Source organism: Nitrososphaera sp. (assembly GCF_036397675.1).
In the GTDB taxonomy this organism is placed as follows: domain Archaea; phylum Thermoproteota; class Nitrososphaeria; order Nitrososphaerales; family Nitrososphaeraceae; genus Nitrososphaera.
Map to the genome: position 1 here is coordinate 1 of NZ_DASWIL010000042.1, position 18091 is coordinate 18091.

At 55.5% G+C, this 18091-nt stretch carries 20 protein-coding genes and 1 tRNA gene; 18 read left to right on the plus strand and 3 right to left on the minus strand.

The window, feature by feature from the left end; translation table 11 throughout:
* Positions 1 to 617: 617 nt before the first annotated feature.
* Positions 618 to 705, plus strand: a tRNA-Leu gene (locus VGA14_RS09480).
* 170 nt (positions 706 to 875) lie between these two features.
* On the opposite strand, the gene VGA14_RS09485 is transcribed toward VGA14_RS09480, so the two are convergent.
* On the minus strand, positions 876 to 1004 hold the full coding sequence (locus VGA14_RS09485) for a hypothetical protein (RefSeq protein WP_331003517.1): 129 nt from the start codon (positions 1002 to 1004) through the stop codon (positions 876 to 878).
* A 78-nt stretch (positions 1005 to 1082) separates the two neighbouring features.
* Here VGA14_RS09485 and VGA14_RS09490 point away from each other — a divergent pair, with 78 nt between their 5' ends.
* Positions 1083 to 1499 (plus strand): hypothetical protein, encoded by a 417-nt coding sequence (locus tag VGA14_RS09490; RefSeq protein ID WP_331003518.1) that lies wholly within the window; start codon positions 1083 to 1085, stop codon positions 1497 to 1499.
* Here VGA14_RS09490 and VGA14_RS09495 read toward each other — a convergent pair.
* Positions 1488 to 1952, minus strand: coding sequence for a peroxiredoxin (locus tag VGA14_RS09495; RefSeq protein ID WP_331003519.1), 465 nt, complete (start codon positions 1950 to 1952; stop codon positions 1488 to 1490). The genes VGA14_RS09490 and VGA14_RS09495 overlap by 12 nt on opposite strands.
* Positions 1953 to 2014: 62 nt before the next feature.
* Here VGA14_RS09495 and VGA14_RS09500 point away from each other — a divergent pair, with 62 nt between their 5' ends.
* Positions 2015 to 3496 (plus strand): acyl-CoA synthetase, encoded by a 1482-nt coding sequence (locus VGA14_RS09500; protein ID WP_331003520.1) that lies wholly within the window; start codon positions 2015 to 2017, stop codon positions 3494 to 3496.
* On the opposite strand, the gene VGA14_RS09505 is transcribed toward VGA14_RS09500, so the two are convergent.
* Positions 3475 to 4464: a redoxin family protein gene (locus VGA14_RS09505; protein ID WP_331003521.1), complete on the minus strand. Its 990-nt coding sequence runs from the start codon at positions 4462 to 4464 to the stop codon at positions 3475 to 3477. The genes VGA14_RS09500 and VGA14_RS09505 overlap by 22 nt on opposite strands.
* A 212-nt stretch (positions 4465 to 4676) precedes the next feature.
* Between VGA14_RS09505 and VGA14_RS09510 the strand changes: the two genes are divergently transcribed.
* The 15 genes from VGA14_RS09510 (at position 4677) to VGA14_RS09580 (ending at position 17890) form a co-directional block, all read left to right on the plus strand.
* Positions 4677 to 5366 carry an SDR family oxidoreductase gene (locus VGA14_RS09510; RefSeq protein WP_331003522.1) on the plus strand — a complete coding sequence of 230 codons (690 nt, stop codon included), beginning with the start codon at positions 4677 to 4679 and terminating at the stop codon, positions 5364 to 5366.
* Between the two features lie 22 nt (positions 5367 to 5388).
* On the plus strand, positions 5389 to 5790 hold the full coding sequence (locus tag VGA14_RS09515; protein WP_331003523.1) for a hypothetical protein: 402 nt from the start codon (positions 5389 to 5391) through the stop codon (positions 5788 to 5790).
* 50 nt (positions 5791 to 5840) lie between these two features.
* Positions 5841 to 7037, plus strand: a complete 1197-nt coding sequence (locus VGA14_RS09520; protein ID WP_331003524.1) for an NAD(P)/FAD-dependent oxidoreductase — start codon at positions 5841 to 5843, stop codon at positions 7035 to 7037.
* Between the two features lie 108 nt (positions 7038 to 7145).
* Complete coding sequence (locus VGA14_RS09525; RefSeq protein ID WP_349257167.1) at positions 7146 to 7478, plus strand: NADH-quinone oxidoreductase subunit A; 333 nt, start codon at positions 7146 to 7148, stop codon at positions 7476 to 7478.
* Positions 7479 to 7536: 58 nt separating this feature from the next.
* The gene (locus tag VGA14_RS09530) at positions 7537 to 8052 is read left to right on the plus strand and encodes an NADH-quinone oxidoreductase subunit NuoB (RefSeq protein WP_331003526.1); all 516 of its coding nucleotides are present in this window, start codon (positions 7537 to 7539) and stop codon (positions 8050 to 8052) included.
* Between the two features lies 1 nt (position 8053).
* A complete protein-coding gene (locus VGA14_RS09535; RefSeq protein WP_331003527.1) occupies positions 8054 to 8698 on the plus strand; it encodes an NADH-quinone oxidoreductase subunit C in 645 nt (214 codons plus the stop codon).
* A 1-nt stretch (position 8699) separates the two neighbouring features.
* Positions 8700 to 9860, plus strand: a complete 1161-nt coding sequence (locus VGA14_RS09540; protein ID WP_331003528.1) for an NADH-quinone oxidoreductase subunit D — start codon at positions 8700 to 8702, stop codon at positions 9858 to 9860.
* On the plus strand, positions 9861 to 11129 hold the full coding sequence (locus VGA14_RS09545) for a complex I subunit 1 family protein (protein WP_331003529.1): 1269 nt from the start codon (positions 9861 to 9863) through the stop codon (positions 11127 to 11129).
* Positions 11126 to 11623, plus strand: a complete 498-nt coding sequence (locus VGA14_RS09550) for an NADH-quinone oxidoreductase subunit I (protein ID WP_331003530.1) — start codon at positions 11126 to 11128, stop codon at positions 11621 to 11623. The genes VGA14_RS09545 and VGA14_RS09550 overlap by 4 nt, the downstream gene beginning before the upstream one ends.
* Positions 11616 to 12134 (plus strand): NADH-quinone oxidoreductase subunit J, encoded by a 519-nt coding sequence (locus tag VGA14_RS09555; RefSeq protein ID WP_331003531.1) that lies wholly within the window; start codon positions 11616 to 11618, stop codon positions 12132 to 12134. Before VGA14_RS09550 ends, VGA14_RS09555 begins: the two co-directional genes overlap by 8 nt.
* Positions 12118 to 12420, plus strand: a complete 303-nt coding sequence (nuoK, locus tag VGA14_RS09560; protein WP_331003532.1) for an NADH-quinone oxidoreductase subunit NuoK — start codon at positions 12118 to 12120, stop codon at positions 12418 to 12420. Before VGA14_RS09555 ends, nuoK begins: the two co-directional genes overlap by 17 nt.
* Before the next feature lie 7 nt (positions 12421 to 12427).
* Positions 12428 to 14116 carry an NADH-quinone oxidoreductase subunit M gene (locus VGA14_RS09565; RefSeq protein ID WP_331003533.1) on the plus strand — a complete coding sequence of 563 codons (1689 nt, stop codon included), beginning with the start codon at positions 12428 to 12430 and terminating at the stop codon, positions 14114 to 14116.
* Complete coding sequence (locus VGA14_RS09570; RefSeq protein ID WP_331003534.1) at positions 14116 to 16149, plus strand: NADH-quinone oxidoreductase subunit L; 2034 nt, start codon at positions 14116 to 14118, stop codon at positions 16147 to 16149. The genes VGA14_RS09565 and VGA14_RS09570 overlap by 1 nt, the downstream gene beginning before the upstream one ends.
* Positions 16150 to 16159: 10 nt before the next feature.
* Positions 16160 to 17674, plus strand: coding sequence for an NADH-quinone oxidoreductase subunit N (locus tag VGA14_RS09575; RefSeq protein ID WP_331003535.1), 1515 nt, complete (start codon positions 16160 to 16162; stop codon positions 17672 to 17674).
* A gap of 30 nt (positions 17675 to 17704) precedes the next feature.
* Complete coding sequence (locus VGA14_RS09580; RefSeq protein ID WP_331003536.1) at positions 17705 to 17890, plus strand: hypothetical protein; 186 nt, start codon at positions 17705 to 17707, stop codon at positions 17888 to 17890.
* Positions 17891 to 18091: the final 201 nt, after the last annotated feature.

Consider the following 18091-nt stretch of genomic DNA (forward strand, 5'->3'; position numbering starts at 1 on the left):
GAGCCTATCCCAAAAATAAGACGCCGTCAGAATTTGGCAGTTATAACCGTCAAATACCAATTATTCCCATATAAGACATAGCATCCATCGCTGACTTCCCTTACGATATCCCCATAGAGGTATTTTTGGGATAGGCTCTTAAGGCAAAAGCGATCTTTTCAAACGAAATTAAATCAGAGACTCTTCCAGGACGTCCAAGATAGCATTAGCGGACAATACTACTCCGGCTCGATAGACTGAGAGGAATCTGAGCAGGCACCATCATAACAAAGTCACACCTGAAAAGAATACCACTACCTCAATACTACCTCGTAAAGCTAGTATGCCTTCAAGCGCTATCTTTGGTACCGACATAGGCCCGCCTCGGGAACGCTCAACGCGCAAAGAATTTTGGAAGATGGATAGGTATGTGAACATCAGCACCCCAAATGAAGGATTGAAAAAACTTTTTAGGCACCACGCCCAACCATAATAGTACGCTAACAATCCCAATTGGTAGTCGTGCAATGAATGGCAAAGTACGACCAGGCTTTTCTGCCGGCCTGTGCTAGCTTGAAATTAATCGGGTTATCATTAGGAAATATTCAAATTAGCGGAGCAAAAGCGTCTACTCTGGAGCGGGAGTCGCCCAGCTTGGTCAAAGGCGTAAGACTGAGGCTCTTATCCCGAAGGGGTTCGTGGGTTCAAATCCCATCTCCCGCACCATTTTACTTTTACAGCATCTTGCAAAAAATGAAAAAGAGAAGGCGCAGTACACAATTGGACCGCTACCTTGCCAACCATCGTCGGGTGCAGCCTGCAGTAATAGTCCACCGTCCTGTTCATAGAATGTGAATGTCTGACAGGTACTATGATATCTTTGAGGTTGTCATCTTCTATTCGAACTTTTTCATGACTTGGTAGTGGGGCGATGTTTTGTGCCTTTCTGTGCACTTGCTGCAGAAAGATTCATAGCCGTACTTTTTGTGGCAGGAGCAGCTGCAAACCTTCTGGGCTTCGGACAACCGAGAACAGGGATTACCAAATTGTTATTTAAACATAGGCGCGTCATTTTTTTATTGGTGTGGCGTTACAAACCCTGTATGGACAGCCGGCTGAAGGAGCTTGCGAGGAAGCAAAAGCTGCACTCGCTGTTGAAGGAGCAGCATGATGCCGAGATAAAAGAGCTGATGCACTACATGTCTGCCCTGACGGCGGTGGAGAACAATCTCGTGCGGAGCTACCTGCACACGCTCTTGAGCGACGGCCTCAGGCACATCGAGTACATATCGCGCATAATGGCCGAGATAGAGGGCGCAACCGGGAGCTCGCTCCTGACGAAAAAGGGCATTGCCGCGTCGATAGAGGACGAGAGGGCCTCTCGAGACGCGCTCTTGAGATGCGCGGAAATGGCCGAGGACCCGGAAACCGCCGCGCTGTTAAGGAGCGTGAGCGTCGACGAGGAGCACCACATGCGCATACTGGAACACTTGTCGGAGCTGGTCGAGTCAGCCAAATGACTCGAGCACTTCTCTGCTGTGGCCGGCGGGCTTGACCTTGGCAAAGACCTTGATGACTTTTCCCGACTTGTCGATAAGGAACGTCGTGCGGATGACGCCCATGAACTCCCTCCCCATGAAGCTCTTCATACCAAACACGCCATAGCTCTTTGCGACCTCCTTGTCGGTGTCGGCGACGAGCGGGTAGGGTATGCCCATCTTGCCGCGGAACTTGTCGTGCGATTCCTCGCTGTCCGGGCTTATGCCGACTATCTCTATGCTAGCATTTGCAAACTTGCTATAGTCGCGGCTAAACTCTGTCGCCTCTGTGGTGCAGCCGGGCGTGAAATCTTTCGGGTAAAAGTAAACGGCGACGTTCTTTTTGCCCTTGAGGCCGGACAGCCTGAAAACGTTGCCCTTTATGTCTCTCATAGAGAAATCGGGTGCGTCGCTGCCTTCCGCAATGCCTGCCATTTGGTTATTGCAGAGGTCGACGCGATAAAAAACTTTATTCCCTCTTTGCAGAACTGGCATTGGTGTCAAGCGTCGAAATAGTGCATCGTGCATCGTCGCACGGGAGCAGGACTGCCATAATAGAGGGCAGCCGCTCCTTTTCATACGATGAACTATACGAACAATCGCTGCGCGTCGCGCGCTTTTTGCTTGCAAAAAACGGGGGGGACCTTGCAGGCGCAAGGGTGGGCTTCATCTTGCCTCCCAGTTTTTCGTACGCGGCGGTCCAGTGGGGGATATGGAGCGCCGGCGGGATTGCAGTCCCGCTGCCAGTGATGTATCCCGAGGCCGAGCTAGAATACATCATCCGAGACTGCGGCATCTCGTCAGTCATTGCACACGATACTCTGCGCGACAAAGTGCCTGCCTTTGAACAACTCTATTCTGTCTCAGAGGCCGCGCGTGAGGGCGATCAGGCATTGCCACGCATAGAAAAGAACCGGCCGGCGATGATACTCTATACCAGCGGGACTACAACCAGGCCAAAGGGTGTAGTCACTATGCACGCAAATATTGAGGCCCAGATAACGATGCTTGTTCAGGCGTGGGGCTGGATTGAAAGTGACCATACGTTGCTTGTGCTACCCCTGCACCACGTCCATGGTCTGATAAACGTACTTTCGTGCGCGCTCTGGGCGGGAGCCAAGTGCGAAGTGTTGCCCAAGTTCGAAGCAAAGCAAACCTGGTCTTCCTTTTCGCGAGGCGACATCACCGTGTTCATGGCAGTGCCAACTATTTACTCAAAGTTGATTGCTGAATGGCAGGCCGCGCCTGACAAGGAGGCCATGTCGGCCGGCTTCAAACTAATGCGGTTGATGGTCTCCGGCTCCGCGGCCCTTCCGGTAACGACGCTTGCAAAGTGGCAGGAGATAACCGGCCACGTCATCATGGAAAGGTATGGAATGACCGAGACTGGCATGACGCTCTCGAACCCTCTTGAGGGCACCCGGGTGCCCGGGTCGGTAGGGTCGCCACTGCCCGGGGTGCAGGTCAGACTTGCAGGTGACAACGAGAAACCTGTGGCCGACGGTGAGCCGGGCGAAATACAGGTCAAGAGCGGTGGCGTGTTCAACGAGTACTGGAACAGGCCGGACAGCACTAAGGAATCGTTCACCGCCGACAGGTGGTTCTGCACCGGCGACATCGCAGTCAGGGAAAACGGCGTCTACCGCATACTCGGGAGAAAGAGCGTCGACATCATCAAGACAGGCGGCTACAAGGTCTCTGCGCTTGAAATCGAGGAAGCGCTGCGGGCGCACCCTGCGGTTTCAGACTGCGCGGTCGTGGGAGTCGACGACGAGGTGTGGGGGCAGAAGGTATGCGCCGCCGTTATTGTCAAGGGACAATTGGACCCCCCATTGCTCAGGACGTGGGCAAAGGAGAGGCTTGCACCCTACAAGGTCCCTGCGGACATAAAGGTGGTAGACGAACTTCCAAGAAACGCGCTGGGAAAAGCCGTCAAGCCGCAGGTCGCAAAAATGTTTCACCCGAACACAAAAGTGTAGAAGACGAAATTGTCTGACCGGGGGATTATCTCTATCTCGTGCACCCCGGGCTTGTCCGTCTTGGCCAGATTGTACATGAAAGGCCACTGTATGTCGACGACACTTGCACCGCCTTCGAGCCTTGCGTCCCTGCCAAGGTGTTCTTTTGCAAGCGAGTTCCCGTCGAGCTTCACCTCACACCTTCCCGGCCTGCCGTCTGCGGTCCCTATGATGCCGTGGACCTTCCGGGCAGAGTTGTATTTCATGATTATCGCCGGTATCGTTTCCTTGCCGCCGGGCGCATATTGGACCCTTTCCCTCTGCCATATCCATTTTCCGCGCAGGTAGACGCTGTTGTCAAAGTGGGTGCCGGAGTCGACTGCCACGCTTGGTTCGTCTGGCCTGAACGTCTGGTTGTTGCCGAAGCGGCGCATGCGCGAGTAGCCGACGCAGATTTCCGGCGCAATGCTGGCGTAGTGCATTCCATAAGTGTCAAAGATCTCGTCTTCAGGGTTCTTGTCGTCGTAATCAAGCGGCTTCTGACCGGCCTCTTCTAGAAGCTCTGCAACGACAGGCTCAAACTCGGTGATGTCGCCGTAACCTGCGTGCTCGTAGCGCACAAAGCCGCTTGCGTCAATGAGCACGTGCTTTGGCCAGTATGTGTTGCCGTACGCCTCCCACGTCTTGTTTGCGGTGTCAAACGCGACCGGCAGCTTGACACCGTAGCGGGCAAGCGCCCGGCGGATGTTTTCTTGGTCTGTCGCAAACTGGTATTCTGCAGAATGGGCCTGCACCACCTGCAGGTCTTTGTATTTTTCCTGCAGCCGCCTCAGTACGGGTATCGTGCGTAGACAGAAGATGCACGTGTAGGTCCAGCAGTCCAGTATGACGACCTTGCCCTTCAGCGACTTGATCGAGAGCGGCTCCGAGTTTGCCCAGCCGGTTATCCCTTTGAACTCTGGCGCCGGCTCTGCCGGTATCAGCTGCATGGCATTTCTGCCATGAAATCAGGATATAACTGTTAGATTTTTTAGCGCGAACCGCTGAACCAAAAGCATGAAGTGCGCCGACTGCAACTGCACGCCGCAGGAATGCCTGCAAAGTAGGTCCGAAAAAGAATGCCCAAACTGCGCGCTTGACGAATGCTGTTGCTGGCATACCATCCACTACAAATTATAGTCGCCAAGCCCTGTCTTACGGCATGCCAACGGCAATAGTGACCGGTAGTGGCAGGGGGATAGGTAAAGAATCTGCCATCATGCTTGCGAAAAAAGGCATGAACGTCGCGGTATGCTCCCGGACCCAGAGCGAGATAGATGCAGTTGCCGACGAGATAAGGAACTTACACGCAGGCGTACTTGGCATGAGGTGCGATGTGGGCATCGCTTCCGACGCGGACAAATTCGTCAAAAATACCGTCGAGCAATTTGGTGAGGTCAACGTTCTCGTGAACAACGCCGGCGTCGTCATACTGAAGCAGCTTGCCGATACTACTGAGCAAGAGTGGGACGAGACCATCAACTCGAACCTGAAAGGCGCGTTTTTGTGCTCGAGGGCGGTCCTGCCTTACATGCTTCAACGAAACTCGGGCGTCATAGTAAACGTCAGCTCAGGCGCTGGGAAGTCGGGCTTTGAAAACCTGTCTGCATACTGTGCAAGCAAGTTCGGCATGATGGGGCTGACAGAGAGCCTCGCATGGGAGGTCGCCTCGAGCAGGATAAGGGTGATGGCTATCTGCCCCGGCGACGTGGACACGGTGATGCAGGACATCGATCCCGCTTATCATAAAGCGAACAAGGAAAAGATGCTCAAGCCAGAACAAGTCGCTGCCAAGATAGTTGAAATGATCTTTGACAGCAAGTACCGAAATGGCCAGTCAGTAGACATTTAACAGCCGCTATCATAGCAGGGTCATGCACAAGGGTAACATCCGCGACGTTGCGCCTGACACCTCCATGCTTCACTATTTCGTAGGCTCCGCAGAGGTGAAGAAGATGGTTACAGAGGCTGCAAGCAAAGAAGTCGAGACGTACCTGGTCACTTTCTCAAACGGCGCAAGGACGAAACTGCATTACCACGAGACTGATCAAATATTGATTGCGACAAAGGGCAGGGGTCTGGTCGTCCTGCAGAGCAAGGTCGCGATGGAAGGCGACAACGTGGCAAGGGTGAGCATGGACGAAGTGCATGCCCTGAGCGATGACGACTATGTCTGCGTGCCTGCCTACGTGTGGCACTGGCATGGCGCAATTAAGGGCGAGGACTTTGCGCACTTGCAGGTAAAGAAACCCGGAAAAACTACATGGCTTGAATGAAACACATAATTTGATGCGTGCGCTCAGCTAGTTCGCCGGAGGGCGATATTGTGGAGAAAAAATACGACATCGCAGTCGTGGGCGGTGGACCTGCCGGGCTGTCGGCCGCCTGGGCCGCGGCAAAGGCTGGCGCAAGCGTCATCCTTTTCGAGAAGGACGAAGCCATAGCCCACAGCGTGAGGACGTCCGGCGTAAGCTGGATAGACTCGATGGAGCGGCTTGGCATTCCGAACCACCTGTACAACCCCGTCTCAAACTACCAGTTCGTTTCTCAGTCAAACGAGGTCATGATAGCAGGCTCGACGCCCAAGTCGTGTGTCCTTGACGTGCGGGCCACCTACCAGCACCTTGCGTTTATGGCAGCCGAAGCAGGGGCCGAGATAATGGTGAGGAGCAACGTCATCAATGTCGCCCGGGAAGGAGACAGGGTCACGGGCGTCAGGGCAAGCACGCCAGTCGGCGACCTTGACGTGAAATGCACACTCGTCGTCGACGCGAGCGGCTTTAGCACGTCTGCCGGTCGCAAAGCCGGAATAGCAGGCGAGTGGCGTCGCTACGGCGTCGGAGCCGAGTACGAGTGCTACTGTGACAATGTTGATAGTTTCACGTGGACGCTCATGGTTGGACAACAATATTCTGACGCCGGCTACGCCTGGGTCTTCCCGCTTTCGCAACACCGCGCAAGGATAGGAGTCGGCATAGGCAGGCCCGAGTCGCAGGCAGACCCGCTTGACAAGCTCCATTCCATACTTGAAAAGCGGCTGAAGCCACTGGACAAGCTTGGCAAGATTCAGCCAATTGAACTGCATTACGGCTTTATCCCAAACGAGGGCGTGCGCTCAAACTCTATTTCAGTCGGCCTCCTGCTCGTCGGCGACTCGGCGGGCCAAGCAAACCCGCTGGTGCTTGAGGGAATACGATATGCAATCGAGTTCGGCCGGCTCGCGGGAAAGGTGGGCGCACGATCAATCACAGAGGGCGCAACAAAGGAGTCGCTTGCAGAGTATGAAAGGGCCTGGAAGGCCCGTGTCGCGTCCAAGATAGCTTCTGCTTTGAAGGTGCAGTCGCGCTGGATTGGGCTGTCTGATGCCGAGTGGGACAGGGAGATAGAGATACTGCGCGACATGACGCCAGACGAGTTCCTTGACTTCATAAAGGCCGAGTTCACCGCCGTGAAAATGATGAAGCTTGCGCTGCACCACCCGAAATTGGCGGCGCGGCAGCTGTTCGACATGGTCTTGAAATGAAAGTTTTGCGCTTGCAAGCGAAATCTCGCTAAGTTTTTATATCTTCGTTAAACCAGCTCAGTTGACTTGGCTGGAGAGACCGCTGCAGACTTTACTCCAATCCTTTACATGCTGGGTTTTGGTCTCGCAGCCTCGGTGCCCGCGCTGGTTCTCTCAAGGCTCCTCTCTCCGAGGCGCCGCTACAATCCCGTCAAGTTCCTGCCGATGGAGTGTGGACAGATGCCGACAGGCGAAGGCCGCTCGCATTTCATGATGCAGTATTATGCTTACATACTCATGTTCGTCGTCTTTGACGTCATGTCTATCTTTTTATACGCCTGGGGCTCGGCGCTTTTCAACATTCCCCGAACTGCGACTTTGCCGATAATCGCATTTCTGGCCATAATGTTTGCCGCAATGGGCTACGCGCTGTCTCTTGCAGGTAGGAAGGGGATCTGGTAATGCTAGCAGGTTTTAAATACGGTAGAAGAGCTGAAATAATCAGGAAGGGATTGCGCCTTTGAACAAGGAACTCGTCAGCCCGACTAACTTCAACGCCTTTGTGAGCAAGCTCTCCGACGTGCTGGTCAGGGCACTTGACAAGCCACTTGGATACGCCATAAACTGGGGAAGGTTGTGGTCCTTGTGGCCCGTGCACCTAGAGACTGCGTGCTGCAGCGTCGAGTTTGGGGCCGCGTCGAGCCCCAGGTACGATGTCGAGAGGTTCGGCATCATCGAGGCGTTCGGGTCGCTCCGCATGTGCGACCTCATCGTGGTGCAGGGAACTGTCACGAGGAAGATGGCGCCCAGGCTCAGGATGGTCTACGACCAGATGCCCGAGCCAAAGTACGTCATAGCGATGGGGGCTTGCGCAATCACTGGCGGGCTGTACATAGACTCGTACAACGTCCTTCCTGGCGTAGACGGCATCATACCGGTGGATGTCTATGTGCCGGGATGCCCGCCAAGACCAGAGACGCTTATCCAAGGCACAATGCTACTGCAGGAAAAGATCAAAAGGTCAAAGATAAAGTAGCATGAGCAGCGATAAAGAAGAGCAGAAAATGAAAGCGGCAAAGCCCACCAAGGCTGCAGGCCCGGAAAAGGCAGCTCCGGAAGTGGCCAAGCCGGCAGAAACAAAACCTGTTCCGGCCCCAAAACCCGCTGCGCCTCCAGCGACAGCTGCTCCGCCTGCCAAGCAGGAGCCCGAGCCGCCCGCGTTTGAGAAAGGTCTTGCCCAGGAACTCGTCGCAAAATTTGGCGACGCGGTGAAAATACTCTACATCAGGCCCATCAGGATAAAGGTCGAGACAGGGCCTTCAAGCATTGTCGAAGTGGCCACTTACCTTCGGGACAGTATGGGCTTTGACCACGCCGAGTCGGCATCCGGGACAGACTACCCAAAGGAAAATCAGATTGAAGTCAACTACCACCTGGGTTCGTACACGCGCAACGACCTTCTTGCGAACATCATAGTCCTGACCACAAAGGCAAACAGAGACGACCCGCGCGTGCCGTCGCTGATAAGGGTATACCCAAGCGTCGAGTACCACGAGCGCGAGACGTATGAGATGCTTGGCGTCTACTTCGAGGGGCACCCGAGGATGGAGAGGTTCCTGCTCCCGGAGGACTGGGCAGACATTCCGCCTCTACGCAAGGATTTCAGGATAAAGGGGAGATAGCATGGCGACTCTTGAAGAAAAGATAGAGGAGACGAGGAAACTGGGACTGCAGGTGGTCAAGGAGATCGAGGAAGACCGCCTGATGACGCTTTCAGTCGGACCCCAGCACCCAGGCTCGGGCCACTTCCGCTTCACCATCAAAGTTGACGGAGACTACATCGTCTACTGCGACCCGGACCCCGGCTACGTGCACCGTGGAGAGGAAAAGATGTGCGAGTACCGCAACGTCATACAGAACATCCCCCACCTGGAGAGACCAGTAATCCACGATTCTAACAACATCACCTACTCGTATAGCCTTGCTGTCGAGGATTTGATGGGCATCCAGGTCCCGCGCCGCGGCCAGTTCATCAGGGCCATTGCATCGGAGCTGAACCGCCAAGTATACACGCTGTACTGGCTTGCTATCTACGGAATATTCCTTGGCCACTCGACCATGTTCATGTGGCCGGCAGGCGACCGCGAACTCTTTATCGACCTGCTTGAGAGGCTGACGGGCGCCCGTGTCACGCACGCCTACAACATCCCCGGCGGCGTGAGAAACGACATGCCCGAGGGCTTTAAGCAAAGGTGTCTTGACCACATCAGATATTTCGAGAAGCGCCTGAAGGAGTACGAGGACATCTTTTACAACATGCCGCTTTTCAGGCAGAGGACCGAAGGCGTTGCGGTGCTGTCAAAAGAAGACGCGGTCAAGCTCGGCGTGACGGGCTCTGTGCTTCGCGCGTCGGGCATCCCGTACGACATACGCAAAGTCGAACCCTATGACGTTTACAACGAAGTTGACTTCAAGGTGCAGTACATGAAGACAGGCGACTCGTTTGCCCGCTCGTACGTCCCGTTCCTTGACATGAAAGAGTCCTGCAACATAATGCGGCAGTTGCTGGACAAGATGCCCGAGTCAGGCGAGGTCCGCACAAAACTCCAGCCAAACCCCAAGGGGCCGCCAGGAGAGGCGTACAGGCGTGTCGAGTCCGGCAGAGGCGCGCTTGGCTATCACATCGTGAGCGACGGCACGCCCAGGCCATATCGGGTCAAGATATCGGTGGGCTCGTTCCGCAACTTGCTCGCTCTTCCGTACCTTCTCGTCGGCAACAAGCTTGCAGACATGCCTGCTGTATATTGGTCGCTGAACTACTGGCCGGTGGAGGCTGACAGGTAGTTGGCGTCGTACATCGAGTCTTTCCGCTTTGGCGAGTTCGTTGGAAGCGTACTGTGGCTGGTATTCTGGATCCTCATCATAATCTCGCTCGTCGGCCTGCCGCTGATATTCATCGTGCTATTCTACGTGCCGCTGCCTCCGCTCGGCGACGAACCCTTGACCCCGTACCTGTTCCTGACAATGGTCGTGGATCCTACCCGCACCGTTCCGATAGCCAAGTACCTTATCCACACCGACCTTTTCAGGGTGGCCGCGTTCCCCGGCTTTACCTACGCTGCGCTCTTTGCGGCAGTCACGATATTTGTCGAGCGCAAGTTCCTAGCCAAGATGCAGCTGCGCTACGGGCCGCTGTACGTGGGCAAGATAGAGGGCTGGCTCCAGCTTGCGGCCGACGGGCTGAAGCTGATATCAAAGGAGATAATCATCCCTGCAGCGGCGGACAAGCCGATCTTTTGGGCCGCGCCCATTGCGTTCGTCTCAGTCGCCGCAGCGGCAGCCGCGCTCATACCGGTCGCACCCGGCTGGGTAGTCGCCGACATCGACGTGGGCCTAGTAGCCGTGTTTGCGATATTCGGGTTCTTCCCGCTGATCGCGTTGCTTTTCTCGTGGGCGTCAAACAGCAAGTACCCCTTCATCGGCGGTCTCAGGGCCCTGCACCAGATTATCGCTTTCGAGATCCCGTTCATCATTTCGGCGTTATCGGTCGTGATACTTGCAGGCACGCTGAACCTGACAGGCATAGTTGAGTCGCAGATAGCCTCGTACTGGTTCGTGTTCTTCCTCCCGATAAGCGCGTTCGTGTTCTACCTGTCGTCGCTGGCAGAGCTAGAGAGGATCCCGTTCGACCTCCCGGAGGCAGAAAGCGAGATCGTCGCAGGCTGGATAACTGAAACGTCAGGCATGATCTACGGCCTAATACAGCTGGGCACCTACCTGAAACTGTACGTGCTGGCCGCGCTTTTTGTCGTGCTGTTTCTAGGCGGCTGGTCCGGCCCCATCATATTCCCTGAAGAAATCATACCTGGCTACACCGGCGAAAAGATCTACAACCACGTGACGCTGTCTGCGATATTCTGGTTCTCGGTAAAGACCTTCGGCGTGATAATGCTGTTCCTTCTGCCACGGGGCATCAGCCCGCGTATCAGGATAGACATCCTGCTCCACACCGGCTGGTACAAGCTGATCGTGCTTTCGTTCATCAACATGTTCGTCGCCCTTGCACTAATATATGGCGGCATACTTGGTCCGGAGGGGCTGCTTGTCAGATGAGTACCGCTTCGGGTTTCATCAAGGCAATCGAGTCCGGCTCAAAGCACCTCGTCATGCGTCGCTTTACGTTGAGGTATCCCGAACAAAAGCTGCGCTTTGTGGGCGACGGCTACCAGTTTGACCCGAAAAAGGGCGTCGGAATTGCAGGATACCGCGGCCGGCACATCCTGATACACGACAAGTGCACCGGCTGCCAGCTGTGCGCGATTGCGTGCGAAGGCATCGCAGAAGCAATCGGCATGGTCAAGGTGGACGAAAACTGGAAGCACAACAAGAAGGCCATCATGCCCCAGATAGACTACGGCAAGTGCGTGTTCTGCGGGCTGTGCGTGGATGCCTGCCCGTTCTACGCCCTTTTCATGACAAACGACTACGAGCTCTCATCTTTCACAAAGGAGCACCTGATATACACGCCGCAGCAGCTTGAAGTCAAGCCAAAGTACGACGGCAACGTCGAGATAATAATAACAGACAGGGGAGCCACGCATGGTTGACCCGGTATTCGTCGGTATCGCGGTACTTACCGTCGGCTCGGCCATTGTAGCGCTTGAGACGCGGGAACTCATCTACGGCGCAATCGGGCTTGCGGTATCTATGCTTGGCATCGCCGGCTTTTTCCTCCTTCTGGATGCGCCGTTTGTGGCCATGTTCCAAATTGCAGTCTACGTGGGCGCTGTAGCCGTGCTCATCATATTCGCCGTCATGCTCGTCCGCACCCAGGCGCTCTTTAGCATGAGGGAGGATAAGGGCCGGAAGCTTGGAGGGATAATACTGATGCTTGTATTGATGGGCGGTCTTGGGGCCGCGCTACTGGCGTCGGGACTCAACACACAGAATAGCTTCACCGCGCCCCCAGTCGATTTTACGGCAATCGGCGAGGAGATGCTGACCTACTACTCGCCGGCGCTAGTCGTCCTGGGGCTGGTGCTTGCCGGCGCGGTCATTGCGGCGCTTGCGCTTGCGCGCAGAGAGGATGTGGAGCAGAAAGATGAACGAGCTAATTGATTTTCTAATAGTGTCAGTGGTGCTCGTAGCCGTGGGCATCTACGGCTTAGTTGTCAAGCGCAACGCAATCAGGATGCTCATATCGATCGAGATAATCGCCAACGCCGCCAACCTCAACCTCGTAGCCTTTTCCCGCTACACTGGCAATATACAGGGTCAGGTCTTTGCGCTCTTTTCAATCGCGATAGCTGCAGCCGAAGTCGCAATAGGCCTTGGCCTCATCATAGTGGCGTATAGGCTGTACAAGGAAATAGATGTCGCAGAATTCAGGAGCATGAGAGGCTAGAAACGCGATGGCAGAGTCGTTTTTCCTGTTGGCAGCGACCTTCATACCCCTGCTCTTTGCGCCGGTTGCCTACTTTATCAGCAAGAAGGCCGGAGCCAAGGCGGTAACCTGGTTCTCTTTCGGCGCGCTTGCCATCTCAACCGGATTGCTGTTCATACCTGCGATGCTCTTGCAGGGCGGCATGTCCGCTTACGTCGAATCATATGCGTGGAGCCAGTTCGGCAACTTTGGCCTGCGCCTTGACGGCCTTAGCCTTCCATTTGCACTAATAATCTACATACTGTGCACCGTGCTTGTAATCTACTCAAAGCCGTACATGGTCCACAAGATAATGGAGGACATGCCCGGCGCTCATCACCACGAGAACCCCGGCCACGGCGGCCAGTTGACGCTGACTGCAGACCAGCAGGGCTATGTCAACCACCACATGGGCCTATACTTTGCGCTCTACCTCGCGTTCTCTATGGGCATGTTCGGCACGGTCCTTGCCACCAACGTCATCGAGTTTTACGTATTTTTCGAGCTGATGCTCGTTCCCTCGTTCTTCCTGGTTGCATTCTACGGCTATGGTGCAAGGCGCAGGATAGCCCTCATGTTCTTCTTCTGGACGCACGCTGGCGCCGTCGTGTTGCTATTGAGCCTGCTGGGGATGGGTTTTTTCGCCGGCGGCTTTGACTTTGACACCATAAGGGCAAACGCCCACTTGATACCGCAAGAGTGGCTTGCGCTCATCATATTCGGGCTCGTAGCCGGCCTTGGCGTCAAACTGGCAGCGTTCTTGCTGCACATCTGGCTGCCGTACGCCCACGCGGAGGCGCCTACGCCCGTATCGGCGCTCCTGTCGCCGGCGATGATCGGCATCGGCGCTTACGGTCTTCTGAGGCTGTGGCTTGAATTATTGACGGGCAGTTACGAGCAGTACAGCATATACATCAACATGTGGGGCCTTGCCACCATAATCTACGGCGGCGCGATGGCGCTGATGCAGGACGACATCAAGAGGGTCCTCGCATATTCGTCAATCAGCCAGATGGGCTACATTCTTTTTGGCATTGGTTCTGAAAGCGTTCTTGGCGTCACCGGCGCGACGATGCTGTACATCACGCACGGCCTTGGAAAAGCTGTGCTCTTCATGATGGCCGGCTCCATCATACTGCAGACCGGCACAAGGAGCATGTCCAAGCTGGGCGGACTTGCAGGCAAGATGCCCTACACCGCAGTCATCGCAATGATAGGCGCCCTCACGATAATGGGCGTGCCCCCCACAGCCGGCTTTATGGCAGAATGGGTCATGTTTAACGGCGTCCTGCAGACAGCCGCAAACGACGGCGACTGGTTCCGGACTGCCATGTTCGGCTTTGGCATCATGGGCACGATACTGACTTCTGCCTACATACTGTGGATGATAAAGCGCATCTTCTTTGGCAAGATACCGGAAGAGATGGCGCACGTAAAGGAGGCAAGCCCCTACATAACTGCGACCATGGCCGCGTTTGCCGCGCTCTCGCTCATAATAGGGGTCATGCCCGACCTGTTCCTGACGCCTGTTACAGGTTACATTGAGGGGATGTTTGCAGACTACCCCGGCGTCCTCCCGGTGCCCGAGGCATCAGGGCTGATAGAGCCTGTCGCGCACGGCGAAGTGGCGCTTGAAGAAGGCCTGGCAGTAGGCGTAGAGACGGGAGGGGATCACTGATGGTGATACCGTTTATCGAGTCTATCAACGTCTGGCTGATATGGATACTTCCGTTTGCCGGCGCAGCCATAATCCCCGCAATAGCCAAGGGGAGCAAGAACGCGCGCAACTACATAGCCGTAGGCTTTGCGCTTGCAAGCGCAGCATCGGCGGCGACGATGATACCGGTCGGGCTTGCTGGCCACGAAGTGCACAGCCAGATCCCGTGGATTTCTGCGCTCGACCTCAAAGCTGGCGTGCTTGCAGACCCGCTGGCCATAATCATGACCAATATCGTGGCCTGGATCTCGTTCCTCATCATGGTATACTCGCTGGGCTACATGCACGGCGATCGCGATCTTACGCGGTACTGGTTCTTCATGCTCTTCTTCATAGGCTCGATGCAGCTCATCGTGCTATCGGACAACCTGCTCATGGTCTTCTTCGGATGGGAAGGCGTGGGGTTTGCGTCTTACGCGCTTATCGGGTTCTGGTACCATGATAAGAAGAAGGACTACGTCGGGAAAGAAGGGCACCGCGCAGGCGGCATTGCCATGTGGACCTCGCCGACGCACGCCGGCATGAAGGCGTTCCTCATGACGAGGGCAGGCGACGTCATGATGCTTGCCGGCATGTTCTTGATATTCATGCACGCCGGCACGTTTGGCTTTAAGGAACTAATTGCTGATCAAGCGTGGGCGGAGACGATGGCCGCGCAGAACCTGCTCGTGCCTGCTGCGGTCCTCTTGTTCGGAGGCGCTGTTGGCAAGTCCGCGCAGTTCCCGCTAAACGAGTGGCTGCTTGAGGCAATGACCGGCCCGACTCCTGTTTCGGCGCTGATACACGCCGCGACGATGGTCAAGGCCGGAGTATTCTTGGTCGCAAGGATAGGGCCGCTGTTCTTTGCGCTGTCGGCGCTTGATACAGGTCAGTTCTTTGAAATTGTCGCGTGGACAGGAGCCATAACCGCGTTCCTGCTCGCAACGCAGGCGCTTGTAAGCCCGGAGATAAAGAAGGTACTTGCGTACTCTACCGGCTCTCAAATAGGCTACATGATGATGGGCCTTGGCATTGCAGGAATTTCGCTAAACTATGTCGACGGCTACACGGCAGGGTTCTTCCACCTGATGAGCCACGCCATGTTTAAAGCGTCGCTGTTCATGGGCGCCGGCGCGCTCTTGCACACCGTGCATTCGCGTTTTATGACCGACATGGGCGGATTAAAGAAGCACATGCCCAAGACGTACATCTTCATGCTGCTCGCCGCCCTATCACTGGCGGGCGCGCCGCTCTTTACTTCAGGCTTTTGGAGCAAGGACGCCATCTTTGCCGCGGTACTAGAATCTGGCTATTCGCAGGCGATGCCGCTGTTCATTATGGCAGTGGTTGTCGCCGTCATGACCGCGTTTTATACCTTCCGGATGATAGGCATGGCCTTCTTTGGCGGCAAGAGCAAGCACCTCGAAAAGATGGAGACCGAGGGCCACCGCGTCCACGAAGTGAGCGCCGTCATGTGGGTGCCCTTTGGCATACTTGCCGTTGGGACGATAATCGTGGGCGTCGCCGGCTTTATGTTCGAAGAGCAGCTGCACCACATGTTTGAAGAGTACCTGGGAGAGTCGTTTGGTATACACCAGGCCGCCTCGACAACTGAGCGCGGGTTCCTCAACCTCAACCCGATTGCAGCCGCCGCGTCGTTTGGCGCGTTCGGCATAGGAGCGGCCTTTGGCTACGTGTTCTACATTGCAAGGAAGGCAGACCCGCAGGCAATAGGCCGGAACATTATCACGCGGGGAATCTGGACATTCCTCTACAACAGGTGGTACCTCAACACCGCTCTGTACTGGGGCGGGGTGATAGGGCCGATGGCGATATACCGCTTTATCTGGCGCTACTTTGAAAGCACCATAATAGACGGCATCAGCCCTGCGTTGCAGCAGTCGATGACCTATATGTCAAGGTGGGTCAAGGGCAGCCAGACTGGCATCACACAGACATACCTGTTCGTGTTCGGAGTGGGCATCATGATAGTGGTGATGCTCCTGCTCTTGTAGGGTGATAGAAATGGTGGAACTAACATCTACTCCAATACTCGTGACGATAATACTGGGCGTGGTAGGCTTGGCCATACCTGCCATTGACGCCGGCAGGCGCGAGCGCGGCATCGACAGGAACAAGCTGTACAGCGCAATCGCGTTCGGCGCGCTCATAGTCGCTATGGGCATCGTCATATTCAGGGTCTTCACCGGCGAGGTGCTCCCGGCAGTCGCGTTTTCTGAGGGCGTGCTTGTGGACGACCTGTTCGGCTCGTTCTTTGCAATCGCGCTCCTGCTCGTGTCGCTTATGATGACGGCGTCGTCGTGGAACTACTGGAAGGGCAAGAGCAACCCGGCGGCGTACTACTCGCTTATTCTGCTTTCAAGCATAGGTATGATACTCATCGCTTATTCCACCGACCTTGTCATGCTGCTGGTCGCGTGGGAACTCATGTCGTTGCCGACGTACGCGCTGGCAGGCTTTGCCAAGCGCGACCCCGTGTCGAATGAGGCCGCCATAAAGTACTTTATGTTCGGCGCGCTCTCGTCGGCGCTCATCGTGTTTGCAATCGGCCTGGTCTACGGCATGACTGGCACCACCAACATTGGCGACTCCATCCGGGCGATGACTAATCTCGACGCGTCGATGATGCCGGTCGGATTGCTCGCAGTCGCGCTGTTCGTGGCCGGCTTTGGCTTCAAGATGGGCCTAGTGCCGTTCCACATGTGGCTGCCGGACGCCTACGAGGGATCGCCCACCCCTATTGGCGGGCTGCTTGCAGCGGGAACCAAGAAGGCCGGCTTTGCCGCCGCTCTCAGGGTCATCGTTCTCGGCATGTTTGCCCTGAACGCAGACTGGACGCTTACGCTTGCGATACTTGCAGTATTCACGATGACGGTAGGCAACCTTGGCGCAATAATGCAGAAGAGCGTGCCGAGGATCCTCGCATATTCGTCAATAGCGCAGGCAGGATACATTATGATTGGCGTGGCGCTTGCGCCCTACTCAGATCAGGCGCTGTCCGGCTCGCTGTTTCACATACTCAACCACGCCGTCATGAAGTCTGCGGGCTTCATTGCAGTGGCTGCAGTAGCGGTCGCGCTTTCCAGCTACAGCCTCGAAAAGTACCGGGGCCTTGCAAAGCGCATGCCAATAACTGCAATAGTTCTTTCGATTTCGCTGCTCGCGCTGGCCGGCGTGCCTCCGCTCAACGGGTTCTGGAGCAAGCTGGTGCTCTTTGGCGCGGCGATAAACGCCGGCCCGCTGGTGGAATGGGGCCCGTGGCTTGCGATAGCAGGCGTTCTTAACAGCGCACTCTCGCTTGGCTACTACGCGTGGATAATGAGAAAGATGTACATGGAAGAGTCGCCTGACATGAGCAGGGTAAAGGAGCCAAGGGCTATGGTTGCAGTGCTGGTGTTTGCGCTGGTCTTCATGGTGGGCTTCGGCATATGGCATGCTCCGCTGCTCGAGTTTGCATCGCAGGCTGTGCCTGACCTGAGCTTCATGAACGGGGCCGTACCCGGCCCCCTTGGCAGGTAGGTTACTGGTCCACAAGGCGCAAGTCATAGCGTGTCAGGCGAGCATGTCACCTTCATTGTAACCCGAACTGCCAAGGCCGGCAGGATAGCCGAGTTGGAGGAGTGGATGGAAGGCCTAATCGACGCGGCGATGAAATTTGAAGGGTTAATGGGCATGAACGTGATAAGGCCACAAGACCACACCCTGCCAGAGTACATCATAATACGAATATTATAATGATCTCAGCCCTCGAATAATGGTGCTCCCGATAACCTACGTCGTAATGCCTGCTGTGACTAAGAGCCTATCCCAAAAATACCTCTATGGGGATATCGTAAGGGAAGTCAGCGATGGATGCTATGTCTTATATGGGAATAATTGGTATTTGACGGTTATAACTGCCAAATTCTGACGGCGTCTTATTTTTGGGATAGGCTC